At 64.4% G+C, this 18,206-nt stretch carries 14 protein-coding genes; 2 read left to right on the top strand and 12 right to left on the bottom strand.

Annotation, left to right across the window (positions count from 1 at the left end; translation table 11 throughout):
- Window positions 1–80: 80 nt before the first annotated feature.
- From rpoN to NLM25_RS02105, 10 genes are all read right to left on the bottom strand, one after another.
- Window positions 81–1,706 (bottom strand): RNA polymerase factor sigma-54, encoded by a 1,626-nt coding sequence (gene rpoN, locus NLM25_RS02150; RefSeq protein ID WP_254135856.1) that lies wholly within the window; start codon window positions 1,704–1,706, stop codon window positions 81–83.
- 90 nt (window positions 1,707–1,796) lie between these two features.
- Complete coding sequence (gene lptB, locus NLM25_RS02145) at window positions 1,797–2,807, bottom strand: LPS export ABC transporter ATP-binding protein (RefSeq protein WP_254135855.1); 1,011 nt, start codon at window positions 2,805–2,807, stop codon at window positions 1,797–1,799.
- 236 nt (window positions 2,808–3,043) lie between these two features.
- Complete coding sequence (locus tag NLM25_RS02140) at window positions 3,044–3,769, bottom strand: LptA/OstA family protein (protein WP_254135854.1); 726 nt, start codon at window positions 3,767–3,769, stop codon at window positions 3,044–3,046.
- Between the two features lie 5 nt (window positions 3,770–3,774).
- Window positions 3,775–4,503 carry an LPS export ABC transporter periplasmic protein LptC gene (lptC, locus tag NLM25_RS02135; RefSeq protein ID WP_254114722.1) on the bottom strand — a complete coding sequence of 243 codons (729 nt, stop codon included), beginning with the start codon at window positions 4,501–4,503 and terminating at the stop codon, window positions 3,775–3,777.
- Window positions 4,504–4,645: 142 nt separating this feature from the next.
- Entirely contained in the window at window positions 4,646–5,260 is a 615-nt protein-coding gene (locus NLM25_RS02130) for a ribonuclease D (protein WP_254114723.1), read from the bottom strand.
- A gap of 116 nt (window positions 5,261–5,376) precedes the next feature.
- The gene (locus NLM25_RS02125; RefSeq protein WP_254135853.1) at window positions 5,377–6,702 is read right to left on the bottom strand and encodes a UbiA family prenyltransferase; all 1,326 of its coding nucleotides are present in this window, start codon (window positions 6,700–6,702) and stop codon (window positions 5,377–5,379) included.
- Between the two features lie 286 nt (window positions 6,703–6,988).
- Window positions 6,989–7,567 (bottom strand): tail fiber domain-containing protein, encoded by a 579-nt coding sequence (locus NLM25_RS02120; RefSeq protein WP_254135852.1) that lies wholly within the window; start codon window positions 7,565–7,567, stop codon window positions 6,989–6,991.
- The gene (locus tag NLM25_RS02115) at window positions 7,564–8,853 is read right to left on the bottom strand and encodes a hypothetical protein (protein ID WP_254135851.1); all 1,290 of its coding nucleotides are present in this window, start codon (window positions 8,851–8,853) and stop codon (window positions 7,564–7,566) included. The genes NLM25_RS02120 and NLM25_RS02115 overlap by 4 nt, the downstream gene beginning before the upstream one ends.
- A gap of 307 nt (window positions 8,854–9,160) precedes the next feature.
- Entirely contained in the window at window positions 9,161–9,730 is a 570-nt protein-coding gene (locus NLM25_RS02110; RefSeq protein ID WP_254114727.1) for a hypothetical protein, read from the bottom strand.
- Complete coding sequence (locus NLM25_RS02105; protein ID WP_254135850.1) at window positions 9,721–11,172, bottom strand: hypothetical protein; 1,452 nt, start codon at window positions 11,170–11,172, stop codon at window positions 9,721–9,723. Before NLM25_RS02105 ends, NLM25_RS02110 begins: the two co-directional genes overlap by 10 nt.
- A 197-nt stretch (window positions 11,173–11,369) precedes the next feature.
- On the opposite strand from NLM25_RS02105, the gene NLM25_RS02100 reads away from it, so the two are divergent.
- The gene (locus tag NLM25_RS02100; RefSeq protein ID WP_254135849.1) at window positions 11,370–15,365 is read left to right on the top strand and encodes a BTAD domain-containing putative transcriptional regulator; all 3,996 of its coding nucleotides are present in this window, start codon (window positions 11,370–11,372) and stop codon (window positions 15,363–15,365) included.
- A gap of 101 nt (window positions 15,366–15,466) precedes the next feature.
- Complete coding sequence (locus NLM25_RS02095) at window positions 15,467–16,738, top strand: MFS transporter (RefSeq protein ID WP_254135848.1); 1,272 nt, start codon at window positions 15,467–15,469, stop codon at window positions 16,736–16,738.
- Window positions 16,739–16,780: 42 nt separating this feature from the next.
- Here NLM25_RS02095 and NLM25_RS02090 read toward each other — a convergent pair whose 3' ends face one another.
- Window positions 16,781–18,073 carry a PepSY domain-containing protein gene (locus tag NLM25_RS02090; protein WP_254141096.1) on the bottom strand — a complete coding sequence of 431 codons (1,293 nt, stop codon included), beginning with the start codon at window positions 18,071–18,073 and terminating at the stop codon, window positions 16,781–16,783.
- The gene (locus NLM25_RS43845) at window positions 18,073–18,201 is read right to left on the bottom strand and encodes a hypothetical protein (RefSeq protein ID WP_256570650.1); all 129 of its coding nucleotides are present in this window, start codon (window positions 18,199–18,201) and stop codon (window positions 18,073–18,075) included. Before NLM25_RS43845 ends, NLM25_RS02090 begins: the two co-directional genes overlap by 1 nt.
- Window positions 18,202–18,206 lie beyond the last annotated feature (5 nt).

Genomic DNA, 18,206 nt, shown 5'->3' with positions numbered 1-18,206 from the left:
TGCCTCGCTTGGTTTGAGGGCCTAGCTTGGATCGGTCGCGAAGGGGGAGGTGAGAGTAGCGCGATTTGGCGCCAGCGCAATCAGGCCGGCTCGGTGTTGCGGGAGCGATCGGACATTGCGGTGGAGAGGACGTTACCAAGAGCGCTCTGCTTGTCGCGGCGGCGTTGCACCGAGGAGGGAATGCGCATGGCTTCGCGGTACTTCGCGACCGTGCGGCGGGCAATATCAATGCCCGAGGCGCGTAAGCGTTCCACGATGGTGTCGTCCGACAGGATCGCCGCCGGCGCTTCCGAATCGATCAGCTGCTTGATGTGGTGACGGACGGCTTCGGCGGAATGCGCCTCGCCGCCGTCGGCCGAGGCGATCGAGGCGGTGAAGAAATATTTCAATTCGAATGTGCCGCGATTTGTCGCCATGTACTTGTTGGCGGTGACCCGCGACACCGTGGATTCATGCATCTGGATGGCGTCGGCGACGGCCTTCAGATTCAGCGGCCGCAGATGCGCAACGCCATGGGTGAAGAAGCCGTCCTGCTGGCGCACGATTTCCGTTGCAACCTTCAGGATGGTCCGGGCGCGCTGATCGAGCGCGCGCACGAGCCAGGTCGCGTTCTGGAGCGCGTCGGTGAAATAGGACTTGTCGCCGTCCTTGCCGATCTTCTTCGACAGCTCGGAGTAATAGGTCTGGTTGACCAGCACGCGCGGCAAGGTGTCGCTGTTGAGCTCGACATGCCAGCCGCCATCGGGACCCGGGCGGACATAGACATCCGGCACCATGGTCTGGAGCCGCGCCGAGCCGAACTTCATGCCGGGCTTGGGATTGAGGCGGCGGATCTCGCCGATCATGTCGGCGATGTCCTCGTCGTCGACGCCGCAGAGCTTGCGCAAGGCAGCGATGTCGCGCTTGGCGAGCAGATCGAGATGCTCGACGAGGGCCTGCATCGCGGGGTCGTAGCGGTCGAGCTCGCGGAGCTGGATCGCCAGGCATTCGCTCAAATTACGGGCGCAGACGCCGGGCGGATCGAATTTTTGCAGCACGGCGAGGACGCCCTCGACGTCCTGCTGCGACGCGCCAAGGCGCTCGGCGGCCTGGCCGAGATCCGGCGGCAGATAGCCGGCCTCGTCGACGAGGTCGATCAGGTACTGACCGATCATGCGCTGCGCGGGTGCCGTGAAGGCAACCGAAAGCTGCTCGGCGAGGTGGTCGCCCAGCGTGGTTTCGGCGGCAACGAAGGCCTCGAGATTGTAGTCCTCGTCGCCGGAGGCGCCGCCGCCCCATTCGGTATAGGTGGTCGGCGCCGCATCCTGGGCGTTGCGCGCGGCAGCCTCGGCCGGTTCCTCGGAGAAGACGTTGTCGAGGCCCGTGTCCAGGGTCTGCTCGATCTCGGCGCGGGTGCCGAGATCCTTGCTCATCCATTCTTCCTGGCCCGGCTCGAAGGCGCTGCCGCCAAAACCGTCATCGCCCTGCCCATCACCTTGGCCGCCGGACTCCTCGCCATCGCCGAACTGGCCGGCCTCGGCGGGAGCTTCGCCGCCGGGGGGCTCGTCATTGGCCCGCTCCAGCAGAGGGTTACGCTCGAGTTCCTCTTCCACGAACGTCGTGAGATCGAGATTGGACAATTGCAGCAGCTTGATCGCCTGCATCAGCTGCGGCGTCATGACCAGCGACTGCGATTGCCGGAACTCTAATCTCTGCGTTAGCGCCATGAAGCAAGAACCGATCCCAAAAGTTGGTCCGATTTTTGCTTATCCTAGTCCGAGCCCGATGTACACGGCTTGACGAATTGGAAAAACGGGCTAGAGGCGGAATTCCTCGCCAAGGTAAAGCCGGCGAACGTCAGGATCAGCGACGATCTCATCCGGGCTACCCTCGGTCAAGATTTCACCGGCATAGACGATATAGGCGCGATCGGTCAGGCCGAGCGTCTCGCGGACATTGTGGTCGGTGATCAGCACGCCGATGCCGCGGTTGGTGAGATGGCGGACGAGGTCCTGAATGTCGCCGACCGCGATCGGATCGATGCCGGCGAAGGGCTCGTCGAGCAGCATGTAGTTCGGACGCGTCGCGAGCGCGCGCGCGATCTCGACGCGGCGGCGCTCGCCGCCCGACAGCGCGATCGACGGCGATTTCCTCAAGCGCGTGATGTTGAATTCGTCGAGCAACGAGTCGAGCTGCTGCTCGCGCTTCTTGCGCGAGGGCTCGACCACTTCGAGCACGGCGCGAATGTTCTGCTCGACGGTGAGGCCGCGAAAGATCGAGGCTTCCTGCGGCAGATAGCCGATGCCGAGCCGCGCGCGCTGATACATCGGCAGCCTGGTGACGTCGTGGCCGTCGAGCTCGATCGCGCCGCGATCGGGCTTGATGAGGCCGGTGATCATGTAGAACACGGTGGTCTTGCCGGCGCCGTTCGGGCCGAGCAGGCCGACCGCTTCGCCACGACGCACATAGATGCTGACGCCGCGCACCACCTGACGGCTGCCAAAACTCTTTTCCACGCTATGCACCGCCAGGAAGCCCGGCCGCTTCAGGAGCTGGGGCCCACCGGCGCCGTTGGGCCGGCTGGCGGCCCGCACCGGATGCACCGCCTGGGCACGCGGCTGCTCGGCCTGATAGTCGGCTTGGAAGTCGGCCTGGAAATGATCGGGCGCGCGCATCGGCTGGTCACGGGCGATCGGCGGCGCGTCGCGCACCGGGCTGGGCACGAGACCGCCGACGCTGTCACCGAGCGCGGTGATGTCCTGACGCGCAAATCCTGGCCGGCCGCGCTTGGCGGGGCGCCGACGGAACATGCTGAAGAGATCGACCATCCCCGCCTTCTAGCCTTTCGCGACGATCCTGCGCGGAATTCGCGCGATCTGCCGCACCGGCCTTGCGATTCGCCGGAACAGCATGAGTGAAGGGATGTCTCATGCCCAGTGAAACACGCCCGAAAAGCGGCGGACCCCGCTTCGAAAGCCCTGCGCGCTAGATACAGTCTCGCCGGGCAAGCTTCAACCTCGGATCGGGAGAATCTGGCCCAAGCCGTTGAAATCGCGCCTGGAATTTACTTCTGCTTGCCCGTGCCAGGCAATTGCAGAGGCGGACCCGCGCCGGCTTTGCCCGGACTGCCCGATCCGCAATCATTGCTCCCGCCCTGCGGCAGCAACGCCTGCACCCGGCCGGTATCCGACTCTACGCGGGACACGCCGGTCGTCATGTCGACCGCCAGACGGTCGCCGCGCAGCACGTTCTTGCACTGCGTCAGGACGACGCCGCCGAGCATGGTGATGAGGTTGGTCTTGGTGTCGAAGACGGCGGTCTCGCCCGTCACCACCTGGTCCTTCTGGGTGACAACGACATTGCCGCGCGCCTCCAGCCGCTTGATCGAGGAGCTGCCGCCCGGGCCCGGCGTCGCCGACTGCATCGGCGCGCCGGTGCCGCTATTCTTGGCCGCCTTCGCCGCGGGCTGCGGCGTGGCCGGCTTGTCGCCACCGGATTCGTAAAACACCACCAGCGTCTTCGAGGTCATGGTGGTGTCGCCCTGGATGACCTTCACGTTGCCGGAGAAGGTCGCCTCCTTCTTCTTGTCGCGCATCTCCAGCGAAGCGGCTTCGATCTGGATCGGCTGATCGCGGTTCTGCGAAAAGCCCTGCATGGCGTTGGGCACGCCTTGCATTGTGCTCTGTGCGAGCGCCGCGCCCGTTGCGATCAGCGCGACTGTGGCGGCGAGCGCGGCCGCACCGAGGATGACGCTGCGCTTCTCTTCGTTGCGCGGAAAAAACTTCGACATGAAAATCACTTTGAATTGGCAGACTTGTTCTGGGGCGTACGCGTTTTTACAGGCGGCGCGGGCTGCTCGGCCGGCGCAGGCTGAGCGGCGGGGTCGTCCAGCTTGTCCAGATGCATCACCACATTGCCCTCGAAGCGGATGACGTCGCCGCCTTCCGTGATGCGCAGCCGGTCGGCGGTCAGCGTGCCGTTGGTCAGCTTGACGTCGACACGCTCGTCCGAGGAGACCGTGCCCTTGCCCATGTCGACGAAGGCCGAGTTCAGCCGCGCCTCGTAGCCGGTCGAGGTGCGCAGGAAGATATCCTTGTGCAGGTCGAGCTGCTGCTGCTTGTTGTCGAAGCGGCCGGTGCGGGCATCGAGCAGCAGGGTCGATTTGTCTTCCATCAGCACCTTCGCGCGCAAATCATTGAGATCGACGTGATCGGGATCAGTGATGTCCTGCGTCGCGGTCTTGGCCCAGAGCTCGTAGGGCCGCTGGTCCGGGGTGAAGCCGGCCAGATGCGGCGATTCCATCGTGATCTTGGTGCCTGTCACCACGAGGTTTCCGGAGTCGAGCTTGATGGGGATCTGGAAGGGATTGAGGAAGGTCGAGACCGCGACGATCGCGGCGATCGACGCAGCCACCGTCACCGGCACCGCGATGCGCAGAATCCGCACCAGGCGGCTGTGGCGCGCCGCGCTGGCAAACTTCGCCGCAAGCGCGGCGTCGTAGGTTGGATTCTGGGCCGAATTCACCGCTGCTCCAGAGTGTCGCTCGCCTTGTCCGGTCGATGGCGCGCCATTGTACCCGGCACCGCCAGGATATGCAGCCCGCGAGAGGCCGCACGAAAGTGTCCGAAACGGGGCGGCAACCCCAGCCTAACGGCCGCTGGGCGCTTCAGGAATGCGCGAAAATGTCCTCTTCCTGCCAGCCCTGGAGGTCGAGCAAAGCGCGGGTCGGCAGGAAGTCGAAACAGGCCTTTGCCAGCGCGGTGCGGCCCTCCCGCACCAGCATGGCGTCGAGCCGCTCCCGCAGGGCATGAAGGTGCAGCACGTCGGAGGCGGCATAGGCGAGCTGCGGCTCGGTCAGGCTGTCGGAACCCCAATCGCTGGATTGCTGCTGCTTGGAGAGGTCGACATTGAGCACCTCGCGCACGAGGTCCTTGAGGCCATGGCGGTCGGTGTAGGTGCGGGTCAGGCGCGAGGCAATCTTGGTGCAATAAATCGGCCCGGTCATGACGCCGAAGGTCTGGTACAGCACCGCGACGTCGAACCGCGCGAAGTGGAAGATCTTCGTGATCGCGGGATTGGCCAGCAGGGCCTTCAGGTTCGGCGCGTCGGTGTGGCCCTTGGGGATCTGCACCACGTCGGCGCTGCCGTCGCCGGGCGAGAGCTGCACCACGCAGAGCCGGTCGCGATGCGGGTTCAGCCCCATGGTCTCGGTATCGATCGCCACCGCTGTGGTGTAGCGGGACAGGTCGGGCAGGTCGCCGCGATGCAGGCGTACGGTCATGGCGTTTCAAAACCTCGGTCGAATTGGTCTGTCGGCATCATAAGCTAGTCGGATGGCCTGCGATGTAGCCACTGGCGGCGGGCCGCGCAAGCGCCGGCGGTTCCTGCCAAGCCCGGTCAGATCGCGGCCAGCATGATGCAGATCATCGCCGCCACCGTGATGCGGCTGGCACCGTCGCGAAAAGTATAGAGAATCGGATCGTCGGGCATCTCGCGGCGATGCGCCATCATCAGGGCACGGCCGAACCAGTAGAGCAGCAGCGGGTTGAGCAGCCACAGCATCCAGGGCCGGCTGTAGAGCGGCGTCACCGCGGACGAGGACACATAGAGCGAGAACACGGTCACCGCGTTCATGGCGCTCGCCGCCGCCATCGCGCTGATGATGTGCAGGTCGGTGATCTTGTAATCGCGGTTGGAGGGATCGGCGAGGCCGGCGCTCTCGCGCATGCTGAGCTCGCTGAAGCGCTTGATCAGCGCCAGCGAGGTGAACACGAACAGCGAGAAGATCAGCAGCCATTCCGACAGCACCACATCGACACCGACCGCGCCGGCGACGATGCGCAGCGTGTAGAGGCCAGCGAGCGTGACGACGTCGACCAGCATCTTGCGCTTGAGCACGAGCGAATAGGCGATCGTGGTGGCGAGATAGCCACCGAGCACGCCGAGGAACAGCGGTGAGATGCAGAGGGAAGCTGCAACCGCGAACAGCCACAGCGCGGGGATCGCAAGCAGCGCCGACGAGATCGGCAGATCGCCGGCCGCAAGCGCCCGATGGCGCTTGGTCGGATGCTGCCGGTCGGCAGCGAGATCGAGCAGATCGTTCATCAGATAGGCGCCCGACGCGCAGGCCGAGAACGCCATGAACGCCAGCAGCGCATAGCCGAGCGTCGGAAGGTTCATCTGATGCGCAGTGATCGCAGGCACGAACACCAGCGTGTTCTTGGCGTATTGATAGACCCGCAGCGCCTTCGCCCAGGTCTTGAGGCTCGCGCCAGCGCTGCCGCGCTTCTCGATGCGCTCCACGGAGGCGGGATCGAACGGCAGCTTGCCGCCCGCAGAAAGATCAGCCGGCGTAACGACGCCGTCAAAGCCGAGATGGGCGGCAATGCCGGCGGCATGGCGGGCAAAGCGGCCGGCAACCAGATAGATCTTCCCGCCCCGCGCCCGCGCCGCCAGCGCCTGGTTCAGCACGCCGGAATCATAGGGCAGATGGGCATAGTCGATCTCGGCCTGCGCCAGGACATCCGTCAGCGCCGCCATCCCCGGCCGTCCGCCCGCACCGAAGCGCGCCAGCAGGCGGGCGGGGCTGGAGAACAGCGCTTCCATCAAGAGCTCGGACCGCAGCAGGGCGCCTTCGAGATCAATGACGAGCGTCCGCGCAGCCGCCGCCGTTGCCGACGGCTCAGGCGCGCCAGAATCATACTGCCAGGCAGGCTGCTCCATCCGAAAACGCTCTGACTTGCCGCAAACTGACCGGCCCTTAGGCCGGGGAGCAGGGAAATGGACGGCCGCGAGCGTAGGGGGCATTCGCTAAGGCTGGCTTAACCGGAGACTGCCGCCAACCCGTTTCGCCGACCCGTCATTCCGCCGGCATCGTGTTATGTTATGATTAACATAACTTCACCGGAGTTGACGCTCACAAGCGACGGTGTCGGCGAAACAGTGCTGGCCTATCAGCCGGTGGACATGACTCACACGATCATCCTGGTCAGCTAGGCCTGGTGGTTTCTCAACCGCCCCAGCTGCGGAACTGCAGTCCGAGCAGGTCGTAACGGACCCGAAGATAGCCGTCGGGACCGTGCACCACGGCACTGGGCAAGATCCGCTCGACCTCCTGGGCCATCACACCGACATAGAACGTGTCGTCCCAGAGATAGCGAAACCGGTAGAGGCAGATGCCGCTGTCGAGACATCCAAGGCGCAAGATGTCGTGCTTGAGCCGTCTGTCGGACGTGACAGGCGGTGGAGGCGGTGGAGGCGTTGGCGGCAGGGTCGGAACCACCGCCGGCACGGGCTGGGGCGGAGGCGGTCCGTATTTGTTGTAGGACCGCTCGATCAACCTGGGGGTGTTCGTGTCCTGGCTGTCGCCGCGGCTCTGCGAGACCGGCGCGCCGGTATAGGACAGTTTGGGCTGCGAGAAGATGATCGCTCGCTGGCGCATCGACCTGGCGAGGCCGCCGTTGACGCATCCACCACCTGCAGTCCTGCCCTCTGGGCATCTTGCGTGCGCCTGATCGAAAGTCGACAAGCCGGCGACGAATGCCGTGACAAGAGCAAAGCCGCTCAACCCGGTGATGATGCGCGTCAAAATTTCATGCTCCCGCCAAGTATCGCGATCCAGCCGCGAACGCGAAGGTTCGGTGTCAGCTCGGTCGGATTCTCATTGATCCAGAAGTGCTCTACACTCGCTTTCAAGGACAAGCCTTCGCGTAGTGAATACTGCGCAGAACCTCCGGCTCCGATGCGGGTCTTTGCCGGAATGAATTGCTGCGTGACCGGATTGTAGGAGTTTTGATCGCGCCGCATGTAGTTCACCATCGGTGCGACGGTCCAGTTGCCGCTCACGACGGGTTGCTCGAGGCGATACCGATAAACGGCGCTGTTGGACCGAAACGACTCGGGAACAATCTTCAACAGGTCCGGATCCAACACCCTGTTCTTCTCCGCGTTGGTCCACGACGCCGTGAATGTCGTGCTCGACGATGTCGTCCATGCGTATCCGACCGTACCTGACAGCGTGTAGCGGTCGCCAAGCGCATAAGATGAGATATGATCCAGATAGGTTGCAGTTTCGTGGGCGTAGGACGCTGAAGCCAGCAGCGTCAGGTTTGCCAGCTGGTAGCCGAGCGACGCACTCTGCGTCGCGACCCGTCCCGGCCCCACCAATGTGGTTGCCTGCGGCTCCGTGCTTGCGGGATCGAGCAGCGCTTCCATGCGATATGCGCCGCGCCAGGTATAGCCGGAACTGAACGTCAGGATGAGCTGTTCGCCGATGGGCAGGTTGACGCCGACCGTCGGCCCTATGTTCAACCCTTCGCCGAATGTTGCGAGGTCGACGATGTCCTGATCCATTCGCGCATTCGCCGCGCTGCCATAGAGAGCCGTCGTCCCCGAGGGAAGGTTGACGTTCATGGAGACGAACGGCTGAATTCCGGGAATGCCGAGATAGGTTGCTGTCCCCGAGACCACCGTATCGGTCGCGGTCGTGATGCTGCCGGTCAACCCGGGCGTGGATTGCCGTGACCACACATAGCCGCCCCTGCCGAGCAGATCGACTTTGACGTTTTCGAGCGGCTGCCCGCTCGCCTGGATCGTCAGGGGTGCATAGACCTGCGTCCCGGCGCCGGCCGCCGTCGAGCCGCTGGCAGGGAAACCCCGCGTGCCGCTCCAGCTCGCATATCGCAAATCCTGATCGGCGCTCAGCGACCAGTTCGGCTCGGCGGCATTCGCAAGCGAGGAAACCGTACAGCAGGCCATGACGACACACGCGCGCTTCCATCCGTCTCGAACGAAATCGCAGAGGCGTGCGCGCATGATGGGCTGACAGGACATGCAGTTGGAGAAGCCTGGCGGCAACGAGATCGCCGGATGCACGGCGACCTCGCGCTCGGACTCGCAATAAAGCCGCGGCTACGGCTTCTTCCCGGACGTGGGGGCTGGCGGCTTGGGGGGCGCCGGAGTGGGCTTCGGCGGCGGCGGGATGTTCTTCCGTACGGACGCGTCGCTCAGCGACGGAGATCTCGTGTAAGCCATGACCGGGGCGGCGCTGACCGCTGCGAACAACGCCGCGGCGATCATCATTCGATACATCATGAACTTGTTCCTCTTCATAATCCGTCCGGGAGCAGTGAAAAATTCCAGCCGATGACGGTCGCGGCTGAGAATCTGTTGGCAGAGCGCCTCATTGTGATTTCTTTTGCAGAGGTGCCGCCGGCTTGACGGGAGACGCTTGAGTCTGGGCTTGAGCCTGAGCCTGCGGCGGCGCGGGTGCTTCCGGCGTGGCGATCGCGATCCCGAACAGACGCCATTGTCCGGCGGCGATCTGAAACACAAGATCGAACTTGATCTGCTGCGGCTGGGTCGGAATGTAACCGGCAAGGCGCAGCATTCCGCGCTGGTCGAGCGATGGCGCTTCGGTGAATTGCGGCGGCAGCAATGCCGCGCCGTACAGATCGAAATTGCGACGCCGCAGGTCGAGAAAATTCAGCCCGAGATCGGCGGCGGTATTGCGCGCCTGGAAATCGGGCGCGGCGAGATCGCGCAGCACGGTGTAATTGCCGGTGCGGTTGGCATCATTGAGCGTAAGCAGCGTCGAACGGATCAGATAGAGCGCCTGCTCCAGCGTGACAGGCAGCGACGGCTGCGCGGGCGTGGCCGCAGGCGCAAGCGTTTTCTGTTGAGCTTCCGCCCGGCCGTTGCTGCACGACAGCAGCAGCGCCAGCGCAATCAGGGCACGCGCAATCAATTGCATGGACTGGCCGCGCCCGCCTTCACCAGCCGACGCGCATTCCGACACGTCCGCCCAATCCGCCGGCCGTTCGTGCCATAGGTCAGGCCGCCGCTGGCCTGCACATGCTCGCTGACGCGGAGCGCGGCGCTCATAGAGAGCGCATTGGTGTTCTGGAACGTGCCCCAGTTCGCGGTGACCGCGATCTTCTCGGACGGCATTAGCCACGGCGAACCGGACATCGCAAAAGCCATCGCAACACCGTTGATCGCCTTGCTGGTCCTGCCGTCGAGTTCGGAGAGGTGCGCATTGATGCCTGCGAGCCGATTGTTGATTCCGGCGATGTCGCCGGAGCTGGCAAGCCCGAGCGCGGCCAGCGACGTCGAGGCGAGATTGCCGGCGGCATCCGTGGTGACGAGTTGCGTCGGTCCGGACTGCGCGGCCGTGCTCGCCGCCGAGGCGATGCCGGTCATCGTGTAGGTATTGGTGGCGGTGCCGTAGACCTGCTGGTTCGCGCGCGTCGCGGTGGCGCCGTTGCCGATCGCGGTGGAGTTCGCGAAAGTCGCCGACGCGCCATTGCCGAAGGCCGACGAATTCGCGCCCGTGGCGTTGGAGCCATTGCCCACCGCGGTATTGGCGACGCCGTTTCCACTGGCGGTGGCGTTGAGGCCCACCGCGACGTTGGCGCTACCGGTGCCGTTAGCCAGAGCGCCTGCTCCGGTTGCGACATTTCCCGAATTGGCGCCGCTCGCATTGGAGAGATAGCCGCTCGCCGCGTTGAAGCTGCTCGCGCCACTGGCGTTGGCGCCGTCGCCGGTCGCGACGTTTCGGCTTCCGGCGCCACTCGCGTTGGCGTTCAAGCCGGTCGCGACGTTGGAGCTGATATTGCCGCTGGCGTTGGCGTTGGTCCCGGACGCAATGTTGTTGCTGGCGTTGCCGTTTGCAACGGCCCCAGCACCCAATGCGGAATTGGCGCTGTTGTCGCCCGTCGCGTGAGCGCCGGACCCGGTCGCAGTATTTTTGCTGCCATCACCGCTGGCAATGGCGTCAAATCCGCTCGCGGTGTTGGAGCTGTTGTTGCCGTTGGCGAGCGCTTCCCCGGTCGCGGTATTGACGCTGCTGTTGCCGCTGGCATTGGCGTTGTCCCCGACCGCTGTATTGACGCTGCTATTGCCACTGGCGTTGGCGAGGCCGATGGCGAGATTGCCACTGACGTTGCCGTTGGCGTTTGCTCCGAACCCGATTGCCGTGTTGTTACCGCCTGTGCCGGTGGCGTTTGCATTGGTCCCGCAGGCAAAATTGCCGCCTGACCCGGTTGCCGTCGCACCTTGGGCGGAGGCGCCGGTATCGACGCAGACAAATTGAGCCCGGGCTTGCGGCGCGCCGGCGCAGATCACGATCGCGGCAATGAGCGCGGTTGCAAGGAAAGCGGCTGCTCGCATCCGGAATACGACTGAAATATTCATATTTTCGTCCCCCACTATCTCCCCAATTCGCCATCGGGAGCGCGCCCGCGGCGGATTTGTAGGCCGACCGCCGTCAATGCCGGCGTCAGTCCGGCGTGACAGCAGCGTGACTCCTGCTTTGCGCGGCATTCAAAGTGCGTCAAAGCGTGTTAGGTGTGTTTCCGAGGCCACGATCGCCGTGCCCGGTTGCCACTGGAATGAGAGACTGCGTGCCGCTTCCGAGATTTGGTCTTTCGCTGTTCGGACGTTTTGAACTGACGACAAATGACGGCGTGGTTTCGTTGCCGGGCCGGAAGCTTGCGGGATTGCTGGCCTATCTGGCTTGCACTGCGCCGCGCCGCCAACCGCGCGAAAAGCTCGCGAACCTGCTGTGGGGCTCGCATTTCGAGACCCAGGCGCGGCAGAATCTGCGCCAGAGCCTCGTGCGGTTACGGCGGATTCTCGGGCAGGACTCCATTTGCAGCGACGACAACGACGTCTGGCTCGCGCCCGGCGTGATCGATTGCGATGCGGTCCGCTTCGAGACGCTGATCGTCGAGGGCAGCCGTGCGTCGCTGGCCGCGGCCGCCGATCTCTACCGCAATCCGCTGCTGACGGATCTGAACATCGAAGAAGACGCATGGTCGGAATGGCGCGACCAGGAACGGGAGCGGCTGGACGGCCTGGCAGTCGATTCCATGGTCCGGCACGGCCAGCACGCGCTGCAGTCCGGACATGCGGAATCCGCGCTCAGGACGGCCAACCGGGCCATTGCCGTGAATGCCTTGCGCGAGGATGCGCATCGGCTGGTCATCCAGGCGCTCACCGCCACTGGACGCAGGGCCGAGGCGCTCAAGCGCTATCAGGATCTCGTCGCGCTGCTCAAGCGCGAGCTGAACACGGAGCCCGATGCGGTCACCCAGTCGCTCGTCGCGGAACTCCGCAACGCCAGACCATCCGGTGGCGCGCGGACGAACGAGCCCCTGGATGGCGTTCGGGTGCGGGAGACCGAAGCCGCAGCCGTCGCGGAACGCGACGACGATGCCCCGCCTTCGGAATCGCTTCGCCCGGGCGGCCGCCAGCAGCGCCAGTTGACGATCATGGCTTGCCATCTGATCGGCGCGATGCCTCTGTCCGCGGAGCGCGACCCAGAGGACGTCCACGACCAGATCGTCGCCTTTCATCAGGTCGCGGCCCGGATCGCGGTGCAATTCCATGGCTTCGTCGCCCAGCACCAGGGCAACGGTGTCCTGATCTATTTCGGTTATCCCATGGCGCGCGAGCACGATGCCGAACACGCCGTACGCGCCGGCCTCGCGATCGTCGACGCGGTTCGCATTCTCAACGCACCGGCCGGCACGGCACCGCGGGCGAGCGTCGGGATCGCAACCGGCCTCGTCGTGATCGGCGAGAAGCCCGGGCCCGGCGATCTCAGGCAGCACGTTGCGATCGGCGAGACGCCGAACCTGGCAACGCGGTTGCAGGGCGTTGCCGGACCGGGCGAGGTCGCGATCGCAGCCGGCACGCGGCGGCTGCTTGGGCAATTGTTCGACACGCGCGCGCTTCCGGATATCGAGGTCAAGGGACTGCGAGAGCCGGTGCCCGCGTGGCAAGTGCTCGGCGAGGCCGTGGGCGTCAGCCGTTTCGATGCGCGGCGCGCCGATTCACTGTCCGCGCTCGTCGGTCGCCAGGAAGAGATCGAGCTGCTGCTGCGCCGCTGGGATCAGGCGAAGTCCGGTGCGGGCCGCGTGGTGCTGATCTCGGGCGAGCCCGGCATCGGCAAGTCGCGCATCGTCGAGAGCGTGTTGACGAGGCTCGAGGACGAGCAACACAGCCGCTTGCGCTATTATTGCTCTCCGCATCATGCGCACAGCGCGCTCTACCCGCTCATCATTCAGCTTGAACGGGCTGCCGATTTCGAACCCGGCAGCAGCGCCGGCGCACGGATAGACAGGCTGGAAACCCTGCTCGCGCCCGCAACGAAAAATCTGACCCGCGATGTCATGCTGATCGCCGAGCTTCTCGGCGTGCCCTCGGACGGACGCTATCCGGCCCTCGCGATCTCCCCGCAGGAGAAGCGGGAGATGACCCTCAATGCGCTGCTCAACCAGCTTTCAGCCGGAACGGTGCAGACACCGGGGCTGATCGTGATCGAGGACGCGCACTGGATCGACCCGACATCGCTCGACCTGCTCGACGCGATCGCGGCTCGCGCCGCAAATCTGCCGTTGCTGTTGCTCATCACCATCAGGCCGGAATTCCAGCCTTCCTGGATCGGCCAGCCTCATGTGACGCTGCTGCCCCTCGGCCGCCTTGGCCGCAGCGACAGCGCCGGCATCATTGATGACGTCGCGGGAGGCAAGCCTCTGCCCGAGCCCGTCGTCGAGCAGATATTGTCGCGTGCCGACGGCATCCCGCTGTTCGTCGAGGAGTTGACCCGCACGCTGATTGAGCAGGAGCTGTTGCGCGAGGCATCCGGCAGCGAAGGGCCGGAGGGATCGCGGCGGTCGCTCGCCATTCCGGCGACGTTGCAGGCCTCGCTGGCCGCTCGCCTCGATCTGCTCGGCGCGGTGAAGGACGTGGCTTCGATCGGCGCTTCGATCGGGCGGGAGTTCTCCTACGAGCTGATCGCTGCAATATCCGCGCTGCCCCCTGTCGATCTGGACGCCGCGCTTGAACGGTTGACGGCCTCCGGCCTCGTCAGCCGTCGCGGCTCGCCGCCGCAGGCGAGCTACACGTTCAAGCACGCGCTGGTCCAGGATGCCGCCTATGTCGCGATGCTGAGGAGCCGCAGGCAGCAATTGCATGCGGATATCGCGAACACACTCATCGAAAGCTTCCCGGCACTGGCCGAAACCCAATCCGAGATCGTTGCCCTTCATTTCACCGAGGCCGGGCGTGCCCGCGAGGCGACCGACCACTGGATCAAGGCGGGGCGACTCGCACATGCGCGATGGGCCAACCGCGAAGCGGCCAGTTTCTTCGAACGGGGGCTGCGCTGTCTCGCGACTCTGCCACAGACCCGGGACACAATGGAGCAGGCGATCGATCTCAGGTTCGACCTGAAGACCTCGCTGTTTCCACTCGGCCAGTTCGCGCGCATCGTCGACTATCTTCGCGAGGCCGAAGCGCTGGCCAGAAATCTCGACGATCCCGGACGACTTTGCCTCGCGTCCGTTCACATGTGCCAGACCCTCAGCCTGAGCGGCCATCCACAGGACGCCGTCACGTTCGGGCGGGACGCCCATCGTCTCGCAGAGCAGCTCGGCGAGCTTTCGCTCCGCATCTCGGCATCGCTGTTTCTCGGGCTCGCCTGCTTCTCGACGCTGCACTACGGCGAGTCGGAATCTCATTACCTCAACGTACTGGAACTGCTCGACGGCGACGCAAGCCTCCAGCAATTTTCCCTCGCCGGATTTCCGGCGGTGACCGCCCACGGTTTTCTCGCTCGCATCTATGCCGACCAGGGCAAGTTCGCGCGCGGGATCGCTCACGGCGAGGAAGGCATACGCCTCGCCGAGGCGGTCGATCACCCCTACAGCCTCGGCATCGTCAGCTGGTGTTTTGCCGATCTGCTGGCGTCCCGGGGAGAGCTGAACCGTGCAGTCGTGGTGCTGGAGCGTGGACTGGCGGTGGCGCGCGAGTGGAACCTGCCGTTCCTCGTCGCAGGCAATTCCGGCAGCCTTGGCCACGCTTATGCCCTGCTGGGGCGAACGGCCGAAGGCCTGCCGCTGATGGAGCAGGCGCTGAGGGTCTTCGAGAAGATGGGGCATCGATTTGCTCAGGCGCTGTTCCTGTCGCCTTTGGGCGAAGCATACCTGTTCGCGGGCCGGCAGGCGGATGCTCTCAGGGCTGCCGGGCGGGCGCTGACGCTGGCCCGTGAAAATGGCCAGAGGAGCGGCGAGGCGGCCGCCCTGCGCCTTCTGGGCGAGGCTTCCAGCGGCGACAGCTCCCCGGACCAGGCTGAAGGTCACTACAGAGCCGCGCTCGCGCTGGCCGATGAACTCGACCTCCGCCCGCTCGCTGCGCGCTGCCGTCACGGCCTCGGAAAATTGTATTCGAACGCGGGACGTCCGGACCAGGCTCGCGACGAGCTTGTTGCCGCGGCGACGATGTACCGCGAGATGGAGATGCGGTTCTGGCTGGCACAGGCCGAAGCGGAATTGAGCGGACTGCCGGACTCCCTGTTGCATGGATCCTACAACCCGGCGTGAGCTTCATGTTCCGGGGGAACGAGCGGCCTGCGGCCCATGAAATTCGCCCCGGCCCACCCTATCTGCCAGTCTCCTCCTCCACTCGCCATGAATCGAGCCCCATGACCGACCAGACGCTCGCCGCGCCTATCGACGATCAATCGGACCGCCCGCGCGGCTTTTCGCGCTATCAAGCGCTCCTCATCGCGCTGCTCGCGTTCACGCAGTTCACGATCATCCTCGATTTCATCATCATGTCGCCGCTCGGCGCCATCCTGATGCCCGCGCTCGACATCACGGCCGGGCAGTTCGGCGTCGCGGTCTCGGCCTACGCGTTCAGCGCGGGCATTTCGGGCATTTTGGCCGCCGGCTTTGCCGATCGCTTCGACCGCAAGCGCCTGCTGCTGTTCTTCTATGTCGGCTTCACGCTCGGAACCGCGCTCTGCGCCGCCGCGCCGAATTACCATGTGCTGCTGCTCGGCCGGATCGTGACCGGATTGTTCGGCGGCGTGATCGGCTCGGTCGTGCTCGCCATCATCACCGATTTGTTCGCGCTGCACCTGCGCGGCCGGGTGATGGGCTTCGTCCAGACGGCGTTCGCCGCGAGCCAGGTGCTCGGCATTCCGGCCGGGCTGTTTCTCGCCAATCACTGGAACTGGCATGTCTGCTTCATTGCGATCGTCGGCCTGTCGATCGCCGCGATCGCCATCATCGTGTTCGCCATGGAGCCGGTCGACGCGCATCTGAAGCTGAAGCAGGACAGAAATCCGTTCCGCCATCTGATCGCGACGATCGGAGAGCCGCGCTACACGCTGGCCTTCGCCGTCACGACGCTGCTGGCGACGGGCGGCTACATGCTGATGCCGTTCTCCAGCGCGTTCACCGTGCACAATCTCGGCATCGACATTTTGCACCTGCCGACGATCTATCTCGTCTCCGGCCTGTTCAGCATCGTCACCGGGCCTCTGGTCGGCCGGGCCAGCGATGCGTTCGGCAAATACCCGACCTTCGTGTTCGGCAGCGTGGTGTCCGTCATCATGGTGCTGATCTACACCCATCTCGGCCACGTCTCGCTGACGACCGCGATCCTCGTCAACGTGCTGATGTTCGTCGGCATCTTCTCGCGCATGATCCCGTCGCAGGCCCTGATGTCGGCGATCCCCGACCAGAGCCAGCGCGGCTCGTTCAGCGCGATCAGCGCCTCGCTTCAGCAGCTCTCCGGCGGCCTCGGCTCAGTGGCCGCCGCCGCGATCGTCGCGCAAGCGCCCGACGGCTCGCTGCTCCATTTCGACCGGATCGGCTACGTCGTCGTCGCGTCGGCGATGGTCGCGCTGGTGGCGATGTATTTTGTGCAGAGGCAGGTGGCTGAGCGGGCAGGGAGAAGCGTGGTGTGAGGGGTTGTCGCGTGCCGGTGGACACAATGCAGGGGAACGCGTTCACTCGGCAGGCAGCGACCTGAGAGCGGAGGCATAGGCTCCTTGGCTCGAACGCAGAACCCTTGCCCTCCGCTTTCGCCACCAGATGACCACCCCCGTCACGGCCAGCGCGGCAGATACAAGGCCCATCGCCGAGATGAGGATGCGGCCCGGCAATCCAAGGATACGGCCCGAATGCAGCGGAAATTGCGCTTGCGCAAAAATGTCCGCGGCGCTGCCGCTCCAAGGGACGCGTTGTCCGACCACTTCGCCGGTTACGCCGTCATAATGAAGCCGGGCAGGGCCGACGCCACCGCCTCCATGATCGTCCGCTCCGGGAAAAAAGAAGCGCGGCTGATAGATTCCGTAGCGGGCCTGGTATGAAATAGCGCCGACCGGTTCGGGCCACCCACGACGCTTACCTTCCTCGTTCGCCCGTTCGATGATCTCCTGAAACGAGAATTTCGGCGTGATCCTTTCGTCCAAACCGACTGGCTTGCGCGTCTCAAAAACAGACGGCGTATAGTTGGAAACAGTCTGCATGATGGGGCTGAAGACCTCTCGATAGAGGTTCAACGAGAATGCAGTGAACGCCACGATGAAAAGAAGCGACCAGGTCCAAAGCCCGAAGGCCCGATGGATATCAAAGTTGATCCGATAGGCGCTTCCTCTGGTCTTGATCTTCCAGGCCGGCCACCAGCGCGTCCAGAACCCTTTCCCCAATTCCCGAGCCACGGCCGCGGGCCTCACGATACTGGTTCGTTTTCGCGGTGGAAGGGTCAGATAAAATCCAACGAAGCAATCGACGGTCCAGATCACGGCGATGACGCCGAGAAGCCAGATGCCCCACTTGTCCGTTCCCCAGAATTCCGGGAAGTGCAAGGTATAGTGAAACTTGAGCATCCACGACGTGAAGTTCGTTTTCGTTATCGGCCACGGGGCGCCAAATTTGCGCTTTCCCATTTCTTCGCCGGTATGCGGATCGAGATAGATCTGATCGTAGTCCACGACGAAACGCTTGTTCGTCGCGGGATCGATTTTCGGTTCCGCATATAGATAGGCGCTCTTCCCGGCTTCCGGGACCAGCTCGAAGTAGATCACCTCGATGCGAGGATCGCGTTGTTCCGCCAGACGCACGAGTTCAAGAATCGGCTTATTCTCGCCTTGCGTTTTGACGTCGAAGAATTCGCTGTTGAGCCATTCGTCGATCGCGTGGTCCCAGGAAATGATCGCGCCTGTGAGGCCGGAAAAGATGATGAACGCAGCAATCGTTAGTCCGAACCAACGATGGAGAATTGTGGAGACTGATCTGATCATTGTGGGACCAAGCCTATGGACTTGCCGTCAGGGCTGCCCCCGCCCGGCAGCCCCGAGCCAACATCCGTCGCCTTGAGCTGCAACACGGCATCTACATCGTCTTCAATGCCGCGTTGCTCGCTCATCGGCC

The sequence above is a fragment of the Bradyrhizobium sp. CCGB01 genome (genome assembly GCF_024199795.1).
Taxonomy (GTDB): Bacteria; Pseudomonadota; Alphaproteobacteria; order Rhizobiales; family Xanthobacteraceae; genus Bradyrhizobium.
Note: the sequence above shows the minus strand (reverse complement) of the source record. Positions and strands in the feature narration are given on the sequence as shown.